Source organism: Skermanella aerolata KACC 11604, from assembly GCF_000936425.1.
GTDB lineage: Bacteria > Pseudomonadota > Alphaproteobacteria > Azospirillales > Azospirillaceae > Skermanella > Skermanella aerolata.
Window position 1 is genome coordinate 121581 of record NZ_AVFK01000012.1, and the last position, 25071, is coordinate 146651.

At 64.9% G+C, this 25071-nt stretch carries 20 protein-coding genes and 2 riboswitches; of the genes, 9 read left to right on the plus strand and 11 right to left on the minus strand.

The features are described 5' to 3' along the window. Window positions 1-199 precede the first annotated feature (199 nt). The 7 genes from N826_RS16425 (at window position 200) to N826_RS16450 (ending at window position 9696) form a co-directional block, all read left to right on the plus strand. Window positions 200-1891 carry a globin-coupled sensor protein gene (locus tag N826_RS16425; RefSeq protein ID WP_052831424.1) on the plus strand — a complete coding sequence of 564 codons (1692 nt, stop codon included), beginning with the start codon at window positions 200-202 and terminating at the stop codon, window positions 1889-1891. 141 nt (window positions 1892-2032) lie between these two features. After that, entirely contained in the window at window positions 2033-2173 is a 141-nt protein-coding gene (locus N826_RS44200) for a hypothetical protein (protein WP_169789361.1), read from the plus strand. A gap of 308 nt (window positions 2174-2481) precedes the next feature. Then, entirely contained in the window at window positions 2482-3852 is a 1371-nt protein-coding gene (locus N826_RS16430; RefSeq protein ID WP_044430580.1) for an alanine/glycine:cation symporter family protein, read from the plus strand. Window positions 3853-3961: 109 nt separating this feature from the next. Continuing rightward, window positions 3962-4061, plus strand: a riboswitch (glycine riboswitch). Further along, a riboswitch (glycine riboswitch) is annotated at window positions 4062-4182 on the plus strand. 60 nt (window positions 4183-4242) lie between these two features. Further along, a complete protein-coding gene (locus N826_RS16435) occupies window positions 4243-5520 on the plus strand; it encodes a D-amino acid dehydrogenase (protein ID WP_044430581.1) in 1278 nt (425 codons plus the stop codon). A 140-nt stretch (window positions 5521-5660) separates the two neighbouring features. Continuing rightward, window positions 5661-6953 carry a c-type cytochrome gene (locus N826_RS16440; RefSeq protein ID WP_044430582.1) on the plus strand — a complete coding sequence of 431 codons (1293 nt, stop codon included), beginning with the start codon at window positions 5661-5663 and terminating at the stop codon, window positions 6951-6953. Next, the gene (locus N826_RS43070) at window positions 6950-7456 is read left to right on the plus strand and encodes a (2Fe-2S)-binding protein (RefSeq protein WP_044430583.1); all 507 of its coding nucleotides are present in this window, start codon (window positions 6950-6952) and stop codon (window positions 7454-7456) included. Before N826_RS16440 ends, N826_RS43070 begins: the two co-directional genes overlap by 4 nt. Beyond that, complete coding sequence (locus tag N826_RS16450; RefSeq protein WP_044430584.1) at window positions 7453-9696, plus strand: xanthine dehydrogenase family protein molybdopterin-binding subunit; 2244 nt, start codon at window positions 7453-7455, stop codon at window positions 9694-9696. Before N826_RS43070 ends, N826_RS16450 begins: the two co-directional genes overlap by 4 nt. A 225-nt stretch (window positions 9697-9921) precedes the next feature. Here the strand turns inward: N826_RS16450 and oxlT are convergent, their stop codons facing one another. Then, the gene (gene oxlT, locus N826_RS16455; protein ID WP_084720814.1) at window positions 9922-11253 is read right to left on the minus strand and encodes an oxalate/formate MFS antiporter; all 1332 of its coding nucleotides are present in this window, start codon (window positions 11251-11253) and stop codon (window positions 9922-9924) included. A 339-nt stretch (window positions 11254-11592) separates the two neighbouring features. On the opposite strand from oxlT, the gene N826_RS43075 reads away from it, so the two are divergent. Further along, window positions 11593-11955, plus strand: coding sequence for a hypothetical protein (locus tag N826_RS43075; protein ID WP_147040785.1), 363 nt, complete (start codon window positions 11593-11595; stop codon window positions 11953-11955). A gap of 3 nt (window positions 11956-11958) precedes the next feature. On the opposite strand, the gene N826_RS43080 is transcribed toward N826_RS43075, so the two are convergent. From N826_RS43080 to N826_RS16495, 8 genes are all read right to left on the minus strand, one after another. Then, entirely contained in the window at window positions 11959-12114 is a 156-nt protein-coding gene (locus N826_RS43080) for a hypothetical protein (RefSeq protein WP_157599344.1), read from the minus strand. Window positions 12115-12255: 141 nt separating this feature from the next. Then, window positions 12256-13038 carry an NUDIX hydrolase gene (locus N826_RS16465; protein WP_044430587.1) on the minus strand — a complete coding sequence of 261 codons (783 nt, stop codon included), beginning with the start codon at window positions 13036-13038 and terminating at the stop codon, window positions 12256-12258. 24 nt (window positions 13039-13062) lie between these two features. Beyond that, window positions 13063-15387 (minus strand): carbamoyltransferase HypF, encoded by a 2325-nt coding sequence (gene hypF / locus N826_RS16470; protein ID WP_044430588.1) that lies wholly within the window; start codon window positions 15385-15387, stop codon window positions 13063-13065. A gap of 20 nt (window positions 15388-15407) precedes the next feature. Next, window positions 15408-15902, minus strand: a complete 495-nt coding sequence (locus tag N826_RS16475) for a hypothetical protein (protein ID WP_044430589.1) — start codon at window positions 15900-15902, stop codon at window positions 15408-15410. 129 nt (window positions 15903-16031) lie between these two features. Then, window positions 16032-16325 carry a hypothetical protein gene (locus N826_RS16480; RefSeq protein WP_147040787.1) on the minus strand — a complete coding sequence of 98 codons (294 nt, stop codon included), beginning with the start codon at window positions 16323-16325 and terminating at the stop codon, window positions 16032-16034. Window positions 16326-16497: 172 nt separating this feature from the next. Beyond that, a complete protein-coding gene (locus tag N826_RS16485; RefSeq protein ID WP_044430591.1) occupies window positions 16498-18306 on the minus strand; it encodes a PHA/PHB synthase family protein in 1809 nt (602 codons plus the stop codon). 9 nt (window positions 18307-18315) lie between these two features. Further along, complete coding sequence (gene fabI, locus N826_RS16490; protein ID WP_044430592.1) at window positions 18316-19137, minus strand: enoyl-ACP reductase FabI; 822 nt, start codon at window positions 19135-19137, stop codon at window positions 18316-18318. Between the two features lie 86 nt (window positions 19138-19223). Continuing rightward, window positions 19224-20654, minus strand: coding sequence for a bifunctional enoyl-CoA hydratase/phosphate acetyltransferase (locus N826_RS16495; RefSeq protein ID WP_044430593.1), 1431 nt, complete (start codon window positions 20652-20654; stop codon window positions 19224-19226). Window positions 20655-21153: 499 nt separating this feature from the next. Here N826_RS16495 and N826_RS16500 point away from each other — a divergent pair, with 499 nt between their 5' ends. Further along, the gene (locus N826_RS16500) at window positions 21154-21690 is read left to right on the plus strand and encodes a hypothetical protein (RefSeq protein WP_147040790.1); all 537 of its coding nucleotides are present in this window, start codon (window positions 21154-21156) and stop codon (window positions 21688-21690) included. Window positions 21691-22273: 583 nt separating this feature from the next. Here N826_RS16500 and N826_RS16505 read toward each other — a convergent pair. Beyond that, window positions 22274-23278: a CAP domain-containing protein gene (locus N826_RS16505; RefSeq protein WP_169789362.1), complete on the minus strand. Its 1005-nt coding sequence runs from the start codon at window positions 23276-23278 to the stop codon at window positions 22274-22276. A 147-nt stretch (window positions 23279-23425) separates the two neighbouring features. Next, window positions 23426-24922, minus strand: coding sequence for a PAS domain-containing sensor histidine kinase (locus tag N826_RS40135; RefSeq protein ID WP_052831428.1), 1497 nt, complete (start codon window positions 24920-24922; stop codon window positions 23426-23428). Window positions 24923-25071 lie beyond the last annotated feature (149 nt).

Sequence of the window (25071 nt, forward strand, 5' to 3'; positions counted from 1 at the left end):
GGCGGCATCGACGGCGGATCGATGCCATCCAATATGTTTTTAGTTATAGGAACTGTAAAATCCTTAATATATCAAAATATGATATAAGTTTCAAGCATATGATCTGTAGAAATTAGGTAATAACTTAACAAGTCGTTTATTCTAAATACGATATCGACTGTCATGAAAAGTCTCACCTTACATTATCCATGGGTGAATTATGGGAATACATGACAGTTCGAACAATCCGCCCGAATTGGACCACCATTCCAGACGGCTTGCCGTGTTTCAGTTGAGCGATGCGGAAGTCGACCTGGTTCGTCAGCAGAAGTCCTTCGCGGAAACACGCCTGCCGGCACTGCTCGAGAAGTGGCACTCGCGCTTTTCCGCCTGGCCCGAGATCCAGGCGGCGCTGGCCAACCCCGCCGTCCATGCCGTGCGGGTGGAACACTGGGTAAGAGCCGTTTCCGGAAGGATCGACGGCGACTTCATGGACTCCGCGAAACGGCTGGCCCGGACCTTCTACGACAACGGCGTTCCCGGCTATGCGGTCGCCATCTGCCACAGCACCGTCATCAACGGCATAATCGAGGAAATGGGGGTGGACACCGGCGGCAAGGGCCTGGGTTCCCTGTTCGGAGCAGCCGACACCGCCCGGAAACTGGCACTGCGCACGGCTCTGAACAAACTGGCGTGGCTAGACCTGGAACTGCTGCTGGAGACATACGCCGAAGCCGAGCAGGAGAACAGGACCAAGGCGCTCCGGGCGATGGCCGAAACGGTCGAGCAGGAAGCCCGGGCCGCCGTGGAAAAGGTTGCGGTCCACACCAACGGGATGGCGCGCGATGCCGTCGGCATGGCGACCTCCGCCGAACGGGTCGGGGAAAACTCCCGCAGCGTGGCGGCGGCCGCTACCCAGGCGCTTCTCAATGCCCAGACCGTAGCGTCCGCGACGGAGGAATTGGCGGCGTCGATCCGGGAGATCACGGCCCAGGTCGCCCATTCCGGCGCCGTGACGCGCCGCGCCGTGGAGAGCGGCGAACGCACCCAGGCGACCATCGGTTCGCTGTCCCAGGCGGTCGGCAAGATCGACGAAGTGGTCAAGCTGATCAACGCCATCGCGGGACAGACCAACCTCCTGGCGCTGAATGCGACGATCGAGGCGGCGCGGGCGGGAGACGCCGGCAAGGGCTTCGCCGTCGTGGCGCAGGAAGTCAAGAACCTGGCCAACCAGACGGCGCGCTCGACCGAGGAGATCACGCGCCAGATCGGCGAGATCCAGTCCGTCACCGCGAGCGCCGTCACCGCCGTCGAGGAGATCGGCCTGACCATCGGCGAGATCGACCGAGTTTCCGGTGCCATCGCCGCCGCGATGGAGGAACAGGCCGCCGCGACCCAAGAGATCAGCCGCAACGTCAGCGAGACGACGGAAGCCGCGCAGGAAGTTTCCAACCGGATCTCCGAGGTTTCCAGTGAAGTGTTGCAGACCGGAATCCAGGCCGGCCAAGTCAAGACAAACTCCGGGGAAGTCGCCGTCAGCATCGAGGAACTGCGCCGCGTCCTGGTCCGCGTGGTCCGCACATCGACGGTCGAGGCCAACCGCCGGCGCATGGTCCGTTACCGGGTCGACGAACGGTGCTCGGTCGAGTTCGGCACCGAGCGCCGGACCGCCAAGCTGGAGGACCTGTCGGAAGGCGGCGCCATGATCGCCGGCATCGGGGGTGTCAGGACCGGCATGCCGGGCGTCCTGATCCTGGAGAAGCAGGGGGTCCGCATCGGGTTTACCGTACTGGACGCGGACAGGGAGGCGCTGCATGTCACCTTCGACCCGCGGGAGGCCGCCGATGCGCGGTTCAGGATGGCCTTCGCGGCGATCACGGCCGGGTTGCAGCCGCTCGACAGCGCAGCCTGACCCTGCCGCTTGCCGCCCGATGGCTATTTCTTTTGGGGCCGCTTCTTTCGGCCATCGTCCAAGCGGCTGCTTGTATCCCGCTAATTGAAGCAAATATTATCCATCGGTCGTCGATACGCGAACGGGCCAGTCAGGGGACCGATGGACACTTTGCTTTTGGGAATACTGCTGGGGTTTATCGCGGGCTATCTGGTCCGCTCCCTGGTCTCGCAGATGCGCCGCCGGCGCTTCGAGGAGGAATACGGCCATAATCCCCGTTCCCACATGAAGCAAAGGTCTTGAGGCCGGCAGTGCCGTAAACAACCAGGTACACCGTACCCGTCGATGTACACTGCGGGCAAACCCTTGCTCGGAAACTATCTTTCGTGATGAACACCAAGCCAGACCGGCTTGGTGTAAATTTATGTGTACGCACCGTGCCGTCCCGGCTTTTCCGCAAGCCGCTGTGACGGCAAGGTTTTCGCTGCTGGCACGAGCCTTGCTTAACTGACGGTTAACCAAGGTCGGAGGCCGTGGCGGACCATTGGTCCTTTCCACTGCCTCCGGCCTTAACTTCATCGAATTGAAGATAAAAGTTAACCGGAGGAAACGTGGAAGCTTTTAGCCAAGGCCTCAATGCCTTGAACGGCATCGTTTGGGGCGTGCCCATGCTGGTCCTGATCCTGGGCACCGGCCTTTTCCTGCAAATCCGCCTCAAGATGATGCCGATCGCCAAGATCGGCTACGGTATCAAACTGGTGTGGCAGGGCCGCAAGTCCGGCTCGGCCGAAGACGGCGAGATCAGCCCCTTCGCGGCGCTGATGACGGCGCTGGCCGCCACGGTCGGCACCGGCAACATCGCGGGCGTCGCCACGGCCATCGCCCTTGGCGGGCCGGGCGCGCTGTTCTGGATGTGGTGTACCGCCCTTGTCGGCATGGCGACCAAATACGCCGAAGTCTTGCTGGCCGTGCATTACCGCGAAGTCGATGAAAACGGCGAGCATGTCGGCGGCCCGATGTACGCGATCAAGAACGGCCTGGGACCGAACTGGCGCTGGCTGGGCGTCGCCTTCGCCCTGACCGCCGGCGTGGCGGGCTTCGGCATCGGCAACATGGTGCAGGCCAACGCCATCGCCGGGGTTGCCGAGAATACCTTCGGCATCCCCGTCTGGATCACCGGGATCGTCCTGACGGTCGTAACCGGCGCCGTCATCCTGGGCGGCATCAAGCGGATCGGCAAGGTCGCGGAATCGCTCGTCCCGCTGATGTGCATCAGCTACGTGCTGTGCGCCCTGTTCGTCCTGTTCATGTTCTCCGAGCGCATTCCGGAAGCCTTCTCGCTGGTCTTTACCCACGCCTTCACGCCGGTCGCGGCCAGCGGCGGTTTCGCCGGGGCAGCCGTCTGGGCGGCCATGCGCTACGGTGTCGCCCGAGGCATCTTCTCCAACGAAGCGGGTCTCGGCACCGCCGGCATCGCCCAGGCAGCCGGCATGACCCGCAGCCCGGTCCGGTCGGCCCTGGTCGGCATGATGGGCACCTTCATCGACACCATCATCGTCTGCACCATGACCGGCCTCGCGATCATCGTTTCCGGGGTGTGGAACAGCGGTGAATCGGGAGCGGTGCTGTCGTCGTCGGCCTTCGAGGCCGCCATGCCCGGCATCGGCCAGTATCTGCTGTCGATCGAGCTTGCCGTCTTCGCCATGACCACTATCCTGGGATGGTCGTACTACGGCGAGAAGTGCTGGGAGTTCCTGATCGGGACCAAGTCGGAGAAGCCGTACCGGGTGCTGTGGACGCTCGCGGTGTTCGTCGGCTCCGTCGCCCAGCTCGACCTGATCTGGCTGATCGCCGATACCTTGAACGCCTTCATGGCGATCCCGAACCTGCTGAGCCTGCTGCTGCTGTCGCCGGTGATCGTCAAGTTGACCCGCGAATATTTCCGGCAGGAAACTAACGGACATCTTGTAGCGGCCGAATAAGTCTTAAATTTCGTGGGCCGGCCGGCGCTTCGATTTCGACCGGCCCATGAAATACTTCGGTTTTTTGGTTGACGCCTTAATGGCGATGTGAATAAATAACTCAGTCCACTAAGGCCATGCGGGAGAGTTCGACGCGGTTCAAACCGGCGTCGGCGCCGACGGAGCAACCCCCCAGGAAACTCTCAGGCACCAGGGACCGCACCAGCCGGACGATCTGGAGAGAGGCGGCCATGCCAAATCATCAGGCATGACGACGCCCACCGAAGGGGAAGCTCGACGCTCTAAGGAGCCTCGGGGCAAGCTCTCAGGTACAGAGACAGATGGGGAAAACCGGACCGGGTACTCGCACCCGGCCCCTGTCATCCTCACGCGCTCCGGAGAACAGATCCCATGCGTAACACGACCCCCCATATCGCAGTCATCGGCGCCGGCATCACGGGCGTCACCACCGCCTACGCGCTGGCCGAAAAAGGCTATGCCGTCACCGTGTTCGACCGGCAGCGTTACGCCGCGATGGAAACTTCCTTCGCCAATGGCGGCCAGCTTTCCGCCAGCAACGCCGAGGTCTGGAACCACTGGTCCACGGTCGTCAAGGGCATCACCTGGATGCTGAAGCGCGATGCGCCGCTGCTGATGAACCCGTCGCCCAACTGGCACAAGTATTCCTGGATGGCCGAGTTCGTCGGCAACATTCCCAAGTACCGCTCCAACACCATCGCGACCACGCGGCTCGCCATCGAGGCGCGCAAGCACCTGTTCGACATGGCGGAGCGCGAAGGCATCGACTTCGACCTGGAAACGCGCGGCATCCTGCACTTCTACCGCGACCGCAAGAGCTTCGACCACGCAGCGCAAGTCAACGACATGCTGACGGAAGGCGGGCTCGACCGCCGCGCCGTGACGGCGGAAGAAATCCGCGCGATCGAGCCGGCCCTGACCGGCGACTTCCACGGCGGGTTCTTCACGCCGTCGGACGCCACCGGCGACATCCACAAGTTCACCCGTGGGCTGGCGAAGGCCTGCATCCGGCGCGGCGTCCGCTTCGTCCATGACGCCACGGTCGAGCGGCTCGACCATCTGGGCCGGGAGATCAAGGTCGTCTGGACCAACGGCGACGCGACGGCTTCCCACGACGAACTGGTCGTCGACGGCATCGTGATCTGCGCCGGCGTCGCCAGCCGCAAGTTCGCCGCCATGGTCGGCGACCGGGTCAACATCTACCCGGTCAAGGGCTACTCGATCACCGTCCATCTGGACGACGAAGCCAGCCGCGACGCGGCCCCCTGGGTCAGCCTGCTGGACGACAAGGCCAAGATCGTCACCAGCCGCCTGGGCGGCGACCGCCTCCGGATCGCCGGCACGGCGGAGTTCAACGGCGAGAACCGCGACATCCGGGCCGACCGCATCCAGCCGCTGGTCGACTGGACCCGCCAGCTCTTCCCGATGGTCGATACCGGCAAGGTCGTGCCGTGGAGCGGCCTGCGCCCGATGATGCCGGACATGATGCCGCGCGTGGGAGCCGGCCGCCGTGCGGGTGTCTTCTACAACACCGGCCACGGCCATCTGGGATGGACGCTGTCAGCCGCGACCGCGCAGGTGGTCTCCGAGAAGATCGCGGCGGATATGCCGTTCGACCTGCCGACCGTCGGCTTGCGCGAAGCGGCCTGATTTGGCTGGATAAAGACGGGAACCGTCGCGGGCGGAGACTTGTTGGAACAGGATAGTTCCAAACAGAAACCCCGCGGCGGCCTCTCGAGCATTGAAACAGCTTCTTCCGGTCACGCCGCAAAACCGGAGGGAGATGTCATTTGCGGACGACGCGTATCCTGGGTGGATTGCTGCTGCTTGCGGTCGTCGGTGCAGGCGGGTTCGCAGCATTGGCGTGGCGGTCCGAACTCGATCCGATAAAACCGCCCGAGCGCTCCGCGTTTCCGCCTGAACGGATAGCGCAGGGCGCGAAGCTCGCCTCGCTCGGCTACTGCGCCCAGTGCCACACTGCCGCCGGCGGCAAGCCGTTCGCCGGCGGTTATCCACTGAAGACGCCGTTCGGCACGATCTATGGCACCAACATCACGCCCGATCCGGAAACCGGCATCGGCACGTGGTCGGAGGAAGCCTTCGCCCGCTCGATGGGGGAGGGGGTGGACCGTGAGGGCCATCACCTCTATCCCGGCTTCCCCTACGACCACTTCACCCGCATCTCGGCGGACGACAACCGCGCGCTCTACGCTTACCTGATGACGCGGGAGCCGGTGCGGGCCGAAGCGCCGGCCAACGAGCTGCCCTGGCCGCTCCAGTTCCGCCCGCTGCTGGCGGGATGGAAGCTGCTGTTCCTTGATCAGGGCGCGTTCAAGGACGATCCGGCGCGTTCGGCGGAGTGGAACCGGGGCGCCTATCTGGCCGAGGGCGTCGCCCACTGCGGCGCCTGCCACACGCCGCGCAACCTGCTGGGTGCGCGCGAGACCGACCGCAAGTTCGCCGGCGGCGAGTCCGAGGGCTGGCACGCGCCGGCCTTGAACGAAGCCTCGACCGCTCCCGTCCCGTGGGACCAGGACAGCCTCTACGCCTATCTACGGAAAGGCGTCAGCGAGGACCATGCCCTGGCCGCCGGTCCGATGGCTCCCGTGATCCGCAACCTGTCGTCCGTACCGGACGAGGACATCAGGGCGATGGCGACCTATATCGCCGACGGCATGGGCGAGCGGCGGCCAGCACCTCCCGCCGGAGCCGTGCCGGCCGGCAACGGCGCCGCGACGGTCTATGCCGGGGCCTGCGCCACCTGCCACGAGCCGGGTGGTCCCCTTCAGTTCGCGGCACCGGTCGATCTGGCCAAGGCGACATCGATCGCCCAGCCGGACCCGCGCAACGTGATCCAGGCCATCATGGGCGGCGTCATGACGCCCGACGCGGCGGCCGCCCCGCTGATGCCGGGCTTCGCCCACATCCTGACCGACAAGCAGTTCGCGGAACTGACGGCGTATCTGCGTACCCGGTTCAGCGGCCAGCCCGCCTGGACTGATATCGAGGGGCATGTCGCCCGCATCCGCTCCGAAACCGGTTCTGCCGGCGGCTCCAGCACCAGAATAGCGAAGGGGGAATGATGATTACCCTGTCCGTCAACGGCCGGGACCATCAGGTCGATGCCGACCCGGCAACGCCGCTGCTCTACGTGCTGCGCGACGACCTGGAGATGAACGCGGCCAAGTTCGGCTGCGGCCTGGGGCAGTGCGGTTCCTGCATGGTGCTGGTGGACGGCGCTCCCGTCGTGTCCTGCGTCACGCCGATCGTCGTCCTGGAGGGCCGCGCCATCCGCACGGTCGAAGGTCTCGGCACGGTCGACGATCCCGGACCGGTCCAGCGCGCCTTCATGGAGGAGCAGGCGGCACAGTGCGGCTACTGCATCCCCGGCTTCATGATCAGCGCCCAGGCGCTGCTGGAGCGCACGCCCTCGCCGTCCGACGCCGAAATCCGGGACGCCCTGAAGCCGAACCTGTGCCGCTGCGGCACCCATATGCGGATCATGAAGGCGGTCCGCCGCGCGGCAGGGTTCATGCAGACCGCCGATGCGGGTGCTACCACCAGCAACGGGGAGGACCGGCGATGAACGGACCGGTTCTATCGCGCCGGGGCTTCCTCGGCGGCGGCGCGCTCGTCGTGGGCTTCACGCTGTTCCCCGGACGCCTGCTGGCCCAGGCCCCGCAGGAGGGCGACGGCGGGACGCCGCCGGGCATGCCCAAGGCGCTGAACAGCAACCCGCTGCTAGAATCCTGGATCAGGATCGACGCCGACGGTGGGATCACCGTCTTCACCGGCAAGGCGGAGCTGGGGCAGGGCATCCGGACCGCCCTGCTTCAGGTCGCGGCGGAGGAACTGGCCGTCGATCCCATGGCGATCACCCTGGTTACGGCCGATACCGGCCGGACGCCGAACGAAAGCTACACCGCCGGCAGCCAGTCGATGCAGGAAAGCGGCACCGCCATCCTGCACGCCTCAGCGCGGGTAGCCGCTATCCTCCGCGATCTGGCGGCGAAAAGCTTCGGCGTACCGGCGGACAACTTGAAGCTGGCGCAGGGAGCCGTCGCGGCCCCGGACGGCCGAAGCCTCGGCTATGGCGAGCTGGTGGCCGGCGGCGAGCTGGAAGGCGTCCGCGCCCAAGCCGGAACGGTCCTGAAGGACCCTGCTTCCTACAGCGTGATCGGACGCGACCTGCCGCGCGTCGATATCCCCGCCAAGGTTACGGGCGGCGCCGCCTATGTCCAAGACATGCGGCTTTCCAATATGGTCCATGCGCGCGTCGTCCGCCCGCCCAGCTATGGCGCCGGCATCCGCGAGGTCGATACCGCTGTCGCCGAACGGATGCCGGGCGTGGTTGGCACGTTCCGCGACGGCAACTATCTGGCCGTCGTGGCGGAGCGGGAATGGCAGGCGATCAACGCCATGCGGGTGCTGGCGCAAGCGGTAAAGTGGGACGAACATGAAACACTGCCCGACCAGGGCACGCTGTTCCGCGACATCCAGACGCTGCAATCCGACGAGCGGGTGATCCAGGACCGGCGCGACGACCCGGCCGCCGTCGGCGGCGCCGTCCACCGGCTGGACGCGGAATTCCATCGCGGCTTCCAGATCCACGGTTCGATCGGCCCGTCCTGCGCGATCGGGTTGTTCCGCGACGGCGCGATGACGGTGTGGTCCCACGGCCAGGGCATGTTCCCGCTACGCTCCGCCATCGCCGAGATGCTGCGGATGGACGAGGCGCAGGTCCATTGCATCCACACGGAGGGGTCCGGCTGCTACGGCCACAACGGCGCCGACGACGCCGGGGCCGACGCGGCGCTGATCGCCCGCGCTTTCCCCGGCCGGCCAGTGCGGGTCCAGTGGATGCGGGAGGACGAGCACTGCTGGGAGCCGTTCGGTTCCGCCATGGTGTCGAAGGCGCGCGGCGGCGTCGATGCCCAGGGCCGGATCGTCGACTACCAGTACGAGGTCTGGAGCGCCCCGCATTCGACCCGCCCCGGCGGGGCGGGTGCCCTGATGCCGGCGTGGCATCTGGCCGAACCGTTCAAGCCGGACCCGCCGAAGCCGATCCCGCAGCCGGCCGGCGGCGGCGACCGCAACGCCATCCCGCTCTATGCCATCCCCAACGTCCGGATCGTCCACCGCTACATCCCGGATATGCCGGTCAGGACTTCGGCGCTCCGGGGGCTGGGCGCCTTCATGAACGTCTTCGCGCTGGAGAGCTTCATGGACGAGATGGCCGCAGCAGCGGACACCGACCCGGTCGATTTCCGCCTGCGCCACCTGGAAGACCCCCGCGCCCGCGACGTCGTCACGATGGCCGCCGAGAAGTTCGGCTGGTCCTCCGCCCGTCTTCCGGCGGGGCACGGCAAGGGCTTCGGCTTCGGCCGCTACAAGAACTATGCGGCCTATTGCGCGGTCGCCGTGGAGGTGGCGGTCGAGCGGGAGACGGGAGCCGCCCGGCTGGTCCGCGCGGTCGCCGCCATCGACAGCGGACAGGCGGTCAATCCGGACGGCATCCGCAACCAGACGGAGGGCGGCATCGTCCAGTCGTCGAGCTGGACGCTGATGGAGCAGGTGACGTTCGACCGCACCCGGATCACCAGCCGGGACTGGAGCGCCTATCCCATCCTCCGCTTCGACCACATCCCCGACAGCGTCGAGGTCCATGTGATCGACCGGCCCGGCAAGCCGTATCTCGGCACCGGGGAGGCAGCCCAGGGACCGACGGCGGGCGCCATCGCCAACGCCATCGCCGACGCGGCCGGCGTCCGCCTGCACGAACTGCCGCTGACGCGGAGGCGGATCAAGGCGGCGGTCGGGGTGTAGTAACAGGAGGCGAAAAGTTTGACCGGCGCTCCGGAAATGTTGGGCCACGGCCTAACCTACGAAGCAGGAGCCTGTAGGTTGGGCCGTGGCCCAACAAACCTCGTCCTCCCAGGTCAATGCCTTTGGCCCTTGCTATAAGAGCTCACAAGAAAAAAGCCGCTGCCTTTCGGCAGCGGCTTGAGTTTAGAAGTCCCTGACGGGTACGTCGGGTGCTTCAGGGGGAGATCAGGTGGTCGCCGGGCGGATCTGCTGGTTCTGGGCCAGATCGGCGATCCGCATTTCCTCGGCGTTGCGGGCGTGGTGCTTGGCCAGCATCGGCCGCAGGACGACAAGGGCGCAGGTCGCGGACAGGAGGTCCATCGCGGCGACGGTGTAGAGGACGGTCGACCACGTTCCGGTGGCTTCCATCAGCAGGTTGCCGACGGGGACCAGGAGGGCGGCGAAGCCCTTGGCGCAGTACAGGACGCCGTAGATCTTGCCGACGTGCTTGGTGCCGAAGGCGTCTCCGGCCGTGGCGCTGAAGAGGCTGTAGACTTCACCCCAGGCCAGGAACACGACACCGGAGAGGATCAGGAAGGCGTAGGGATTGTGGCCGAAGTAGCCGAGGGCGACGATGCCGACACCTTCCATCGTGAAGGCGATGAACATGGTCTTCTCGCGGCCGATGTGGTCGGAGATCCAGCCGAAGAGCGGACGGGACAGACCATTCATGACGCGGTCCAGCATCAGGGCGAAGGGCAGGGCCGCCATCGTGAAGAAGTAGAGGTTGACCGGGAATTCCTTGACGCCGAGGTCGTGGGCGATCAGGCCGAGCTGGGCCACCGCCATCAGGCCGCCGGTGACCGTCAGGATGAACATCGCCATCATGGTCCAGAAGACCGGGGTCCGCAGGGCCTCGCCCAGAGTATAGTCACGGCGAGACTGGGAGACCTTGGTCGAATGACGGACTTCTTCCTTCTGGGGCGAGCGCAGGAACCAAGCCACCGCGAAGATGATGGTGCCCTGGAGGATACCGAAGAAGAAGAAGGCGCTCTGGAAACCGGTCGTCGCGATCATGTTGGCGATCGGCAGGATGGTCAGTGCCGAGCCGGCGCCGTAACCGCCGGCGGTCAGGCCGACCGCAAGGCCGCGGCGATGCGGGAACCACTTCAGCGCGTTGTTGATGCAGGTCGAATAGACGCAGCCGACACCCATGCCGCCGACGGCAGCGCCGATGTAGAAGCCCGTCAGGTCCGTGGCGTAGGAGTTGATGACCCAGGCCAGACCGGTCAGCACGCCGCCGATGGCGACCATGACGCGGGGGCCGTATTTGTCGATGAAGTAGCCCTCGATCGGCGTAAGCCAGGTCTGGACGACGACGAAGATCGTGAAAGCGGCCTGGATCGACGCGCGGGTCCATCCATAGGTCGCCTGAATTTCAGGGACGAACAAGGTCCACGCGTACTGGATGTTGGCGGTGGCGACCATACAGATGACGCCAACTACTAACTGAATCCAGCGCGTCCGATCGGCCTGTTCGGCCGCTGTTCTTCCTTGTTGATTAACCGATGTATTCATCGGACGTTTCCTCCGTGTGGATGGACAGCCTTTTTGGTCCGTACTTCATTTTTTCCGGGGAGTTTCCGTTGTTCCCTCGCCTCTGCGGGCTCCGTTCTCCCTGGTGTCTGGTATATTGAATGCCATACACCAAGTCCATTGCAAATGCTTTTCTTATTTTTCCACGATGCGGAACTGGATCAGGCGAGGTATCCGAAAGAAAAAGTTGAAAACGAAACCAAAAAGCCCCGGCCATAACCGGGGTTTTATATTTCGCTCTGCTCGGGGGGATCTCGAAGGATAGACCGCACCTATGCTCAAGGACTTTCTCCGAGCTGCGCGGGAACTTCGCAGTGCAACATGGCACTTGCGTTTTACTTGCCGATCACAATGCTCCAAGCCTTGCCCGAAATGCAAGGCTGGCATCTGGTATTTTGTATTTCAGCGACCTTGATCGCGCCTGCCGAAGGGTTTATGTTGCTATGCAGCAAACGACAGCATCACAACCCTATCTACGAGGCCCAAGCCATGCTGAAGAACACCGATTTCCTTCTTACGCTCACCGCCTTTGCCGGCCTCGTGACCCATGTCCTGACGACTACCGGCACTGCCTGGCCGTTCACCCGGTCCGACGATGCAGGAGAAACCGACAGCATCTTCTGGACGTCCGACCGTCTTTCCCAGAGCGGCGAAGGCCACGAGCGCCCGTACGGCATCGAATAGGCATCAGAAACTCGTCCAGACCATCCGCGGCAGTTCCAGGCCCGGCAGGTCCGTGAACAGCATGATCGCGGCTTGCCCCAAGCCGGCCAGCACTCCGAAACAAACGGCGGAGACAATGACGGCGGACGGGGCGTGACGATGGGTCCCATTGCTATTCACACATTCCTCCCACGGTTCTTATTATGTCAAATCATCTTCTGCCTGTGGCGTATTGAATGCAATATGCCACGTACCAGGAGCAGCAGAGTTTCCCGTTGGGTGGAAGTGCATTCTGGTGTGTGATACGGCTGCGTAAGATAATTACGCCAGATCGTTCAACGAGGCCGGTGAAACGCAGGGTTCATAGCCGGTCCCCTGGGGTATGTGCAGCTCGGCGCCTCCGCCGGTTTCCACATATTCCGGCGTGATCCTGACGATCCGCTGGGCCGATGCACCCGCCAGCGCCGCGGCGACCGACGCACTACGCGAAAGCCGGGCGAGATTCATCCGCGTCACGAAGATCAGGCGCGCCCGCTCCTGATCCGCCGCCAGCAGGATATCCTGGGGACGGTCCCACAGGCATCTTACCACCTCCGACCCGTCGGGTTCGGCGGCCTGACCCGATGGGGCAGGGGCCAGGAAGAACAGCGTGTCGAAGCGCCTGGGCCGAATTTCCGGGGTTATCCAGTGTCCATAGGGAACCAGGAGGTCGCAAGCCGGCACCAGCCCCTCGGCGGCCAGCATCGCGTTGAAACCGATTTCTCCGGCAAGCAGCCGCCTCTGATATCGCCCGGTCAACCGCTCGACAGCCTCCGCATCGATCGGCCCGGTACCTCCGCTGGGACGGGCAAGCAGGATGCCGCATTCCTCGAAGCATTCCCGGATCGCCGCCAGACGCAACGGCATATCGTTGTCGTCGCCATCGGCGTGATCGTCGTCGCACAGGTCGTCGTCGCACAGGGCTCCGCCTGGAAACACCAGCGCTCCCGGCGCGAAGCGCAGCCCGGCATGCCGTTCGATCATCAGGATTTCCAACCCGCGCGCACCGTCGCGCAGCAGGATCAGCGTCGCGGCGATTCGCGGGGCGGCCGGTGTAGCGGACATGGCGTCTCGATCCTCAGGCTTCGTTCATTCGGCCCGAAAGACAATACCGTTCCGTCCAGACTTTTGAAGCGTTTCCCGGACGCTCGATGCCGCCACCCAGGCTTGACCAAGGCTAAGGCCGCCGTCGTTCGCCGGAGCCTGCCGGGGCAGCAGCGCCTCGATGCCGGCGGCGGCGAAGCCTGAGGCGAGGCCTTCGGCCAGGACGCCGTTCATCAGGCAACCCCCGGACAATGCCACCCGTTGCAGCCCGCGTTCCCGCAGGACCGGCAGCGTCCAGTCGATCAGGGCGGCGGTCAGCGTGCCGTGGAACAGGTCGGCGCCCTCGGCTGCGTCCGATGCCGTCGGCAGGGCGTCGAGCAGCGGTAGCAGGTCGAGCACGCCGCCGTCGATGCGCCACGCTCCCACAACGGCGCGCGGATGTCGGACCAAGGACTCCAGCACCATCGGGGCCTCCCCCTCGAATCCGGCGGTCGGGCGTATGCCGAGCAGCCCGCAGGCGGCATCGAACCAGCGTCCGCACGATGTCGTCAGGGGGCAGTTGATGCCGCGCTCGATCATCCGGCGGACGCCGTCGGCCGGGCCGAAGCGGTTGAAGCGCACCGCGATCTCGTCCGCCCTGTTCAGACGGACCAGCGCCGCCGCCGCCATCCGCCAGGGCTGCCGGGCCGCCGCGTCGCCTCCCGGCTGGGCAAGCGGCGCCAGATGACCGATGCGCTGCGCCACCGGACCATCCACCAGCAGCATTTCCCCGCCCCAGGAACCTCCATCGCTTCCCAGCCCGAAGCCGTCGAGCGCCAGCCCCAGCGCCGGTCCTTCCACCCCATGTTCCGCCAGCACGGCCGCGACATGGGCATGATGGTGCTGGACCGGGACCGTCGGCAGGCCGAGCCGTTCGGCGAAGCGGGTGGAGTGGAAATCGGGGTGCAGGTCGTGGGCGACCGCCACCGGCTCCACCCCCAGCACATGGAGCAGGTGGCCGACGGTCTCCTCCAGGAAGTCAACGGTCGCCGCGTTGTCCAGGTCGCCGATATGCTGCGACAGGAACGCCTCGCTCCCGCGCGTCACGCAGACCGTCGATTTCAGGTGCCCGCCGACCGCCAGGACCGGCGGAACGGCGCGCGGCAGCCGGACCGGCACCGGCACGAAACCCCGGCCGCGCCGCAGGAAGGCCGGAGCACCCGCGACCATCCGGACGACCGAGTCATCGGCCCGGACCACGATATCGCGATCATGATCGACCACCACATCCGCGATGCCGGCCAGCCGCCGGTGCGCCTCGTCGTTGTCGATCGCAAGCGGTTCGCCGCCGGGATTGGCCGAGGTCATGACCAGCGTCAGGTCCAGCGCCTCGTCCAGCCACCCGGTACCGGACGGTCGTCCGGCGGCCTCGTGGAACAGCAGGTAGTGCAGGGGAGTGTAGGGCAGCATGACGCCCAGCCACGCCAGGTCGGGCGCTATGGCGGGAGCTAGCGGCGGAGTATCGGCCCGGCGGCGCAGCAGAACGACGGGCCGGGCCGCACTCTCCAGCAGGCGGCGCTCATCGGCGTCCAGGTGGACGAACCGCGCAGCCGACCGCGCGTTGGCGACCATCAAGGCGAAGGGCTTGCCATTCCGCTGCTTGACCCGCCGCAGCCGCTCGACCGCATCGCCATTGCCGGCGTCGACCGCCAGATGGAAGCCGCCCAGGCCCTTGATCGCGACGATCCGCCCGGCGGAAATATGGACCAGGATCTCTTCGGGCGGATGGGACAGGCGCGGGCCGCAATCCGGGCAGGCCGTGGGCTGGGCATGGAACCGGCGGTCGGCGGGATCGCCGTATTCGGCGGCGCAAGTCGGGCACAACGGAAACCCGGCCATCGAGGTCTGTTGCCGGTCGTAGGGCAGCCGGCGCGTGATCGTGTAACGCGGGCCGCAATGGGTGCAGTTGAGGAAGGCATAGCGGTAGCGGCGGTCGGCGGGGTCGAACAGTTCCGCCAGGCAATCCGGACAGACCGTGGCATCGGGACCGATGCCCGTGGCCATGCCGCCACCGGTCCGGCTGTGCCGGATCTCGAACCCGTTCTCGCCGGGCAGCAAGGGCACGTGCTCCGACACTATCGCGTCGATCCGGGCAAGCGGCGGCACTTCGGCGGTCAGCGCCGCCAGGAAGTCCCCGGCCAAGGTCCCCTGCACCTCCAGCAGGACGCCTTCCGCGTCGTTCAGCACCCAGCCGGTCAGGCCGAATCGGCATGCGAGCGTGAAGACACGCGGCCGGAAACCGACGCCCTGGACCTGTCCACGGACGCGGACACGGATACGCCGGTCCTTGTCATGCCAGTCCTCGTCATGTCTGTCTTCGCTTTGCGCCATTCACCCGGCTTCGGCTTCGGTCACCACGTCAGGGCTTGAATCTTCCTGATCGTCGCCACGTCGTCCAGCTTCCTGTCGGATTGGGCCTGACTGAAGACCTGGAGCAACTGGTTCAGCTTGCTGGCGACGGGGCCGATGGTCGGGCGCGGGAAGGTCATGCCGGGAACGGCATCCGACAGCCTCTGCCTGATCTCGCGCAGCTCCGCGATGGTCCGTTCGCTCAAGCCGCCGACGGCGTCACGCGTCAGGTTGGCGGCTTCCACCAGAAGCTCCATCACCTCGCGGTCATTCATGGGCCGATGGGACAGTACAGGCGCATCGCCGTCCGCCGACTTCGAAGCCCCGGCCGCCGCCGGCGAAATCAGTTGAAGAAGCGGTCCGACATGGTCCTTGAGAATATCGGCGGAGACGATGGACAGGCCGGACCGGCCGTTGATCGCCCCAAGCTTTGCCGCGTAGTCATTGATCAGTATCCGCGCCTTGCTCATCGAGCATGCGGCGATCGGCGCCGCCATGTCAGCTTCGAGATAAACGGGAATATGCCGGATCGACGAAAACCCCACGACGACGCCCTCAGTTGTTGCGTCGGCATATTGGGACGAATTCTTTTAAAAGTGATTACCGTCCGATCGGACTCCGCACTTCTACTTCAGTCCGGCGATCCGCTTCGCCAGATCGCCCAGGCCGACGGCGTCCTCCATCCGGCCCCGGCGGACAAGCTGCTGCCGGTACTGCTGGAGCATGGCCAGGACGGCGACCGTGTCGGTGACGCCGGGCAGCGGATGCCCCTGGGTGTCGGTCACCGTGATGCCCAATGCCGCGATGGCCTCGGCCACGAGGTTGACGGCATCCAGCACCTCGCCGTCGTTGCCGTCCGATGCTCCCAGCAGGGGCTCCATCAGATCGGATAGCGGAACTCCCTGACCTCTTTCACGCACGCTCGATACGATCCCTGACAATTGCTTCCGACATTCGCTTGCTACGCTGCCTTGAAAACGAAGCCGCTCCGGCGCCGTGTCACGGGCGCCGGAGCGGCGACATCATTCATTTAGCCCGGATGGCGGCGATGCCAAGGAGTTCCCCCGGCAAGGCCGCCATGCGGGAAGGCGGCTATTCGATCCGAGCCGCCACGTAGCTGCCCGGCGCGTCTTCCAGCACGGGCAGTTCGCCGGCACCCGGCTGGCGGGCCGGCACCTTGCCCTCGCCGTAGCCGCCGACCCAAGCGTTCCATTCCGGCCACCACGAGCCTTCGGTGCGGGCCGCACCCTCCAGCCAAGCGTCGGGAGCCGCCGGCAGGTCGGCGCCGGTCCAGTAGCAGTACTTGTTGGCGGCCGGCGGGTTGACGACGCCGGCGATATGGCCCGACGCCGACAGCACGAACTTGACCGGCCCGCCGAACACCTGCGTCGCCGCATAGGTCGATTTCCACGGGGCGATGTGGTCCTCGCGGGCGGACAGGAAGAAGCACGGCGTCTCGATCCGGCGCAGGTCGATCGGCTCGCCCGCCAGCGTCACGGCGTCCGGCTTCGCCAGCAGGTTCTTCTGGTACATGTTGCGCAGGTAGAAGCTGTGCATGGCCGCCGGCATGCGGGTGTTGTCGCTGTTCCAGTACAGCAGGTCGAACGGCAGCGGCTCCTTGCCCAGCAGGTAGCTGCTGACCACGAACGACCAGATCAGGTCGTTGGCGCGCAGCATGTTGAACGACGACGCCATGGCGGAGCCGTCGAGATAGCCCTTCTCCGCCATGCCGGCTTCGATGCTGGAGATCTGCTCCTCGTCGATGAAGACCGACATCTCGCCGACATCGGTGAAGTCCGTCATGGTCGTGAAGAAGGTCGCCGACGCGATGCGGTCTCGGCCCTTGCCGCCGTCCTTGCGGCTCAGGTAGGCCAGCGTGGATGCCAGCAGCGTGCCGCCCAGGCAATAGCCGACCGCGTTGATCGACCTCTCCCCGGTCGCCTTCTCGATCTGGTCCAGGGCATCCAGCGGACCTTCGAGCATGTAGTCCTCGAAGCTCTTGGCGGCGAAGCGCCCATCCGGATTGACCCAGGAGATCACGAAGACGGTATGGCCCTGATCGACCGCCCACTTGATGAAGCTGTTCTTCTCGCGCAGGTCCAGGATGTAGAACTTGTTGATCCAGGGCGGCACGATCAGCAGCGGACGCTTGTTCACATCGGCCGTGGACGGCGTGTACTGGACCAGCTGCATCAGGTCGTTCTGATAGACGACCTTGCCGGGGGTCGTCGCGATGTTCCGTCCGACCTGGAAGGCGTCGAAGTCGGTCATCTTCGGCGACATCCGGCCATGGCCGCGGTCCATGTCCTCCAGCATGTGCTGGAAGCCGCGCACCAGGTTCAGGCCGCCGCTCTCCACCGTGGCGCGCAGCACCTCGGGGTTGGTCAGCGGGCTGTTGGTCGGAGCCAGGGTATCGATCAGCTGGCGCGTATAGAACTGGACCTTGCGCGCCATGTGCGGGTCGAGCGCCTTAGCGTCGCCGATGCTGTCGGTCAGGAAACGCGACCACAGCAGATACAGCTGCTTGACGTTGTCCAATGCCGAGACATCCGTCCAGTCGGCGTTGGAGAAGCGTCGGTCGCCCTTTTCCGGCACGATGACCGGCAGGGGCGCCTCTCCCAGCATGCGGCGCGCCGTGTTGCGCCACAGCCTGCCGCAATCGAACAGCAGGTCGGTCTGAGCAGCCATCATGCGGAACGGATCGGCCATCACCGAGCGCGCGGCGGCCAGCGCCACATCGCCGATGTGCAGCGGATCGGATGAGACCTTTCCGCCGGAGCCGGCCTTGCCGGCCGCTTCGGCCAGGATATGGTTACCGTGCTCGACGATCTGGCTCAGGGCTTCCGACATCGCGGCGGCATCGGGAAGGTGAGCTTCGGGGAAAGTGGTCTGGGAGGTCATGATCTCAGCTCAACCGATGATGTTGTAGCCGCCGTCGATATAGACGAGCTGGCCGGTCACCGACTTGGCGGCATCGGTCGCCAGGAACGCGGAGTAGGAGCCGACTTCCTCGATGGTAGTCAGGTGATGGGTCGGTGCCCGCTCCGTCGCCTTGACCATCAGGTCGTCGAAATGGTCGATGCCGGAAGCGGCGCGGGTCGCCAGCGGGCCGGGGCTCAGCGTGTTGACGCGGATGCCCTTGGGACCCAGGTCGGCCGCCAGATAGCGGGTGACGCTTTCCAGCGCCGCCTTGACCGGTCCCATGATGTTGTAGTGCTCGACGACCTTCTCGGCGCCGAAATACGACACCGTCTGCATGCTGCCGCCGCCGGCCTTCTCCATCAGCGGCTCGGCCAGCTTGGCCATCCGGATGAAGGAATGGCACGACACGTCCATCGCGTTCATGAAGCCGGTGCGCGAGCAGTCGATCACCCGCCCATGCAGGTCCTGCATCGGCGCGAAGGCGATGGAGTGCAGGATGAAGTCCAGCTTGCCCCAGGTGTGCTCGATCTCGGCATAGACGGCCTCCAGCTCGTTCTCGGTCGTGACGTCGCACGGCATGATGATCGATGCGCCCAGTTCCTCGGCCAGCGGGCGCACGAAGCGCTCGGACTTGGGGTTCAGGTAGGTCACCGCCAGTTCGGCGCCCAGGTCGCGATAGGCCTTGGCGCAGCCATAGGCGATGCTGCTGGCGTTGGCGATGCCGACGACCAGGCCGCGCTTGCCGGCAAGGTCGGGAACGCGCGCGGTGCGAACGGCAGCGCCGGCGGCGGGGGAGGTGGTGTCAGGCATCGCTTGGCTCCTAGTCTTGAAGTGTCGGGGGTCTTGAAATGTCGGAGGCGCCGCGATCGGCGCCGGTATCGGAGCAACCGAAGGCCTCAGCCGCCCCGGCGGGCATGGGCGACCAGGACGGCGACGGCGCAGGACGCGACGCGGGTGCGTTCGTCATCCGACCGGCTGGTCAGCACGATCGGGCAGCGGGCGCCCATCACGACTCCGGCCCCGTCGGCCTGGGCGATCTTGGACAATTCCTTCGCGACCATGTTGCCGGCCTCGAAATTCGGCACCAGCAAGATGTCAGCGCGGCCCGCGACCTCGCTCTTGATGCCCTTGATGCGTGCCGCTTCCGGATCGACCGCGTTGTCGAAGGCCAGCGGGCCGTCCACGACGGCGCCCCGGATCTGGCCGCGTGCCGCCATGACCGTCAGCGACGCGGCGTCGAGCGTGCTCGGGATCTTGGAGCTTACGGTCTCCACGGCGGACAGCACCGCGACGCGCGGCACGTCGATGCCCAGCACATGGGCAAGGTCGATCGCGTTCTGCGCGATGTCCACCTTTTCGTCCAGTGTCGGGTACATCAGCACGGCGGCGTCGGTGACCAGCAGCGAGCTGACCCGGCCGGGGACGTGCATGACGAAGACGTGGCTGACCTTGCGGCCGGTGCGCAGGCCGGAGTCGCGGCGAACGACTTCGCCCAGCAGGATGTCGGAATGCAGGTTGCCCTTCATCAGGGCCTCCGCCTGACCGTCGCGCACCAGGCCGACCGACACCGTCGCCGCGGTCACAGGATCGGCGGCCGGGACGATGACGGCGGCCGACAGGTCCAGCCCGTGGCGCTCGGCGACGGCGCGGATGACGGTCTCGGGGCCGACCAGCAGGGGCACGATCAGGCCGGCGTCTGCCGCCTCGACGGCGCCGCGCAGCGAAACCTCGTCGGTCGGGAACACGACGGCGGCGCGGATCGGTTCCAGCCCCTGGCACTTCGCCAGCAGGGCGTCGTGTCCCGCATGGTCAAGGACGCGCAGTTCATGCAGGTGGATGCGCGGGCGGATCACTTTATGGGACGGAGCGATCACGGTGGCGTCGCCGCTCAGCACGACTTCGCCGGTCTGGTTGACGACTTCGCAGCCGAAGACGACGATCTTCTTGTCGTCGCGCTTTTCCTTGGCGGTGACGGTCGCGGTGATCCTGTCGCCGGGCCGCACCGGACGGCGAAACCTGAGGTCCTGGCTGAGATAGATGGCGCCGGGTCCGGGCAGGCAGGTGCCGAGCACGGCGCTGACGATCGACGCCGACCAGATGCCGTGGCCGATCACACCCTTGAAGATCGTCTCCGCCGCATAGGCGGCGTCGAGATGGGCGGGGTTGGTGTCGCCGGAAACCCGCGCGAACAGCTCGATGTCCTTATGGTCGAGCACGCGTGACAGCGACGCCGTCTGGCCGATGGTGATCTCGTCGTAGGTTACGTTCTCGACGAGTCCCGAAGCGACTGGGGCTGAGACGGGCTTTTCCGGTTGGAAGGTATCCATATTAATAATCCAATTTCTTGGTCTCGGAGCATGCTCCCAGGTCGTGACGACGCGGATTCGCCCCCACGGTCCGGAAAACCAACTGCCCCTTCGACTTGAGGTCTTTGCGCTCAACCGCGCCATGCGGGAATATTGCACTGCAACATAAAGAGTCGGTTAAACAAATTGCGCCAATAAAGACCACGGCCGCATTATTGATCTAGATCAAATCTTAAGTGACAGAAGTATTAAAACCGCCGCCGTTTTGCACACAAAGTCATCGCTCTAAATCTGGGCTGAAGATCAAGTATCGTGCAATGGCGCCGCATCCCGGCGGACGCGGCCTCGAATCGCAGTCCGGACGTCCTGCTCCCGGTGCTTTGCAGCTAGCGGTCCGGGTGGGTTTAGGCGCATCATCGTCACCCCCTGCCCGATACGCGGAGCGTGCGGGTCAAGGGGGCGCCGCCACGGGGAGATGGCCGCGCCGCTTCCGGATGGGCCGAACCCAGAGGACGAACATATGACGCAAGCGGACCATGATATCCGTCTCAGTTCCAGGCAGATGGAAGGCATGTTCACCACCACGGCGCTGGGCAAGCACTTCGCCATCGGCGTCGATGCCACCGACCCCACGTTCGAGGGCGGCATCGCGACCCTGCTGGAAGGCAACGGCGGCTTATGGCACGCCTGCGGCGAAAGCTTCGACGCGGCTGCCCTCTCCCGTCTTGGCGATCTGATCAAGGCGACGAAGGCGACGCTGGGGCAGTGCGGCAAGCCCCAGGGAAGCCACAAGGGCGAGCACGGCTACGCCTTCCGCAGTGCGTCCGCCGTGCTGCCGCAGATAGCGCCGATGCCCCACGGGACGGCTCAGTCCCGGTTCCAGCACGTCGTCGCGGGCGAGACATTCACGATGGTCCTAGGCGCGCGCGGCGCCGACGACCGGCATATTCAACTATACCTGCTGAGCGAACGCGCCGGAACGGACCGGCCGCTGGTCCGCTTCGGCAGCGAATGGATCGACGACCTGGAGGAAGTCACGGCGGCGGCGCTGGCCTGATACCGGGGGCATTAAACATTGACGGGTCAGGAGCGCTGGATGTCAGGCTGAAGAGGCCTGACCTACGTCAGCGTGCTTTTGCCCGCGTTTGGTTTTGTAGGTCGGGCCTCTTCAGCCCGACATTCAACGTTTCCGAGCGGTCAGGCGATCAGATCCTTCAGCCAACCCGGCGTGCCAACCAGTCGTTCGCCTCATCGATCTTCTTCTGGATGGCACCCTGGGTTTCGCTTATTTGCATCAACGCAATCCGGCGGTCACGAAGCTCGGCGGTGGCCTTATACCAGGAGCCGAAGAGTCTGACCGGCGGTCGGCAAGTGTTGGGCCACGGCCCAACCTACGAAGCAGGAGCCTGTAGGTTGGGCCGTGGCCCAACAAACACTGTCTTCACAGGTCAATGTCTTAGGCCCCTGGTATTATACCGACGGCATCAAACATTGACCGGTCTGGAGCGTTAGATGTCGGGCCTCTACAGCCCGACATCTTTACAGGAACTCACCGGGCAATTTTAAATGCCTTTGGTATTAGGGGTCTCGGTACCAGAGACCATGATAGCCTCCGAACAGGTTCGAGAAACCTATCCCGCTTACGCCGCCAGGTAATCGCCCTGGTGATGGCCGTCGGGAACGCCGATCAGGGCGAGCATGGCTTGGGCGTAATCGACGGGCGCGGTGTGGTGGGCGCCGTCGTGACCGTGAGCGGCCCCGGGGTGAGGCGCACCGGCGTGATGCCCTGCGCCGTGCTTTCCGGCGCTTCCGGCCAGTGCCGTGAAGTCCAGCGCATCCGAAGTCGAAGCGGAAGCCGAGACGCCGGCGACCTGGGCCGTGGCGGAGGGTGCGTCGATCAGGTCGATCTTGACGTTCTTGCTGCCGACGGTGACGGTTCGAACGATCGGGGCCGCCAGACCGCCTTCGGAGAAGGTTACCTTATAAGTGCCGGGAGCGACCGCGATGTCGTACCCGCCGGCGACGCCGGTAATGTCGGTCACGGTGACTGGGGTGGCCGTTCCGGTGGAAACCGCCGAAACCTTGATGCCGCCGCGTCCCTCGCCGGGCGTGTAGAAGTTGTTGTCGTTGCGGTCGTCATAAGCGACGCCGGTGATGAACGACGCGGTGCCGGTCCTGGCGAAATCCTCCGTCACCATCGACGCGTTGTAGGCGCCGAACTTGCCGAACTCGACGCCGGTGCCGATTTCCTTGAAGTTGTCGTTCAGGATATTGACGCGGTGCCCCGGACTTTTGAACAGGGAGTCGTGCCGCGCCTGGGTATGCGTCAGCTGGTTGATCGTGCCCGTGCTGCCGCCCCAGGAAATGTTCTCGCCCGCCGTCCAACTGCCGGACAAGACATAGCCTTCGGCCTTCATGCGGGTCGTGAAGCTGGATCCGCCGGCGCCCGTGTGTGAAAAGGTATCGGTATCGAGCATCCATTTCGAATGCTTATGAGCCGCGTCCACAAGATCGCCGTCGAAAGCGAGCGGCTGCTTGGCGGCCGTAGAGATCTGGCCGGAGTTCAAACCCTGGTTCAGCGTGATACCGAGCCTGGAAGCCTCAGCGGTCGGGTTGGCGCGGGCCTTGTTAATCAGCTCAAGCAAAAATTGATCGTATGCGGTAGGTTCGGGCATTGCCATTTCCATATAAGGATTGATGTCGATGCCAGACTGCTACTTTGACTTGCCTTTTCGAGTCAAGTTCGAGAGTGAGACAATTCTAAGTAATTGCGTGAGCGAAATTTAGGCACATCATCCCTCTTGAGAAGCGGCCGCCTCGGGGCTGAATTCGATCGGGACCTCGACACTGAAGCGCGACCCATGGCCGACGCGGGATGACACGCTGACCTCGTGATGCAAGCTGACGGAGATCCGGTGCACGATGGCCAATCCCAGTCCAGCCCCTTCCCTGGCACCGGAAGCGTCGTGCCCGATCTGGTAGAACTCGCGGAAGATTTGACCCAGCTTGTCGGCGGGAATGCCGATGCCTGTATCCTGGACGTCGATGCAGGCGCATTTTCCGCGCCGCCGGCAGCCGATCAGGATCCGCCCCTTGGCGGTGTAGCGGATCGCATTGGCAATGAGGTTCCTCAGCATCCGGTCCAGCAGCATCGGATCGCTGCGAACGGACAGGCTGGTCGGCACGACGGTCAGCCGCAGCCCCTTCTCGGCGGCCAGCGGCGCGAACTCATCGTCCAGACGCCGCAGGAGATCCTGAAGACGGATCGGCATGATGACCGGGTCGAGCGTCCCGGTCTCCAGCTTCGACAAATCCAGCAAGGCGTCCAGCATCGTCGTGTATTCGGTCATGCTCTGCCGGAGCTTCTCGACGAGGGCAAGGGCAGCCGGATCGGCGACACGGTTCGCAAGCAGGGCGACGAACAGGCTCATCGCCTGTATCGGCTGCCGCAGATCATGGCTGGCTGCCGCGAAGAGACTAGATTTCGCGGCACTGATCCGCTCCGCTTCCTGTTTGGCCGCTCTCAGGCGCTCCTCGGTTTCCCGGCGGGCCGTCACATCCTCGACCATGCCGAGAACGCCGATGATATCTCCCGTTCCGGACCGGAGCGGCAGTTTCAGCTTTTCTACGTCCAGGCTCCTGCCGCTCGACCATGTGACCTGCTGTTCCACCTTGCGCAGCACCCGTCCGCTCCGCACCACCTCCTGGTCTTCCCGGTGCAGGGTCCGGGCCATATCCGGATCGAAGAGCTGGAAATCCGACAAGCCGGCGATTTCGCGGGGATCGGCAAGTCCTGTCGCATCGGCGAAGGGCTTGTTGCAGCCGACATACCGAGAGTGAAGGTCTTTCCAGAAGATGCCGTAGGGGATCTGATCGAGTATTGACTGGAGATCGGGTCCATCACTGCCGCGGCTCCTGCCCGGTTCGGGCTGCGCCTGCTCGACCGCATGGCACAGGACGGCGCAGGGCTGCCCATCCGGTCCGGTCAGCGGCGCCAGCATGACGTCGAACCTTCGGCCGTGGATCAGGCCCTCACGATGGACCGGCTTTCCTGATTTGACCACGCTCCTTGCCGCCGTCTGCCAGGGTACGCGATCTCCGGCGGCAGGAAGACCGTCGAAGAACCTTTCCCCATCGGCATTGGTTCTCCGGGAAGCTTCCGGACAGGAACGCAACAGCGCGGCCGAACGCCGGTTCGCGGCAAGCGTGCGACCGTCGGTATCGAGCAGCAGGGCCGGGTCTTTCAGCAGACCGATAACTGTCCGCAGCGCCTCGATATCATACGGCAAAGCTCACACTCCCTGTCATGGACTTCTCTGACGGGTTCGCAAACCGGAAGGTTCGCAAAACACCAGGAACCTTCGTCATGTTAAGACCTTTTGCATCGGCAGGGCTTTATTAGCATAAGTTAACTGGATCACTCGATGATCATACTCAT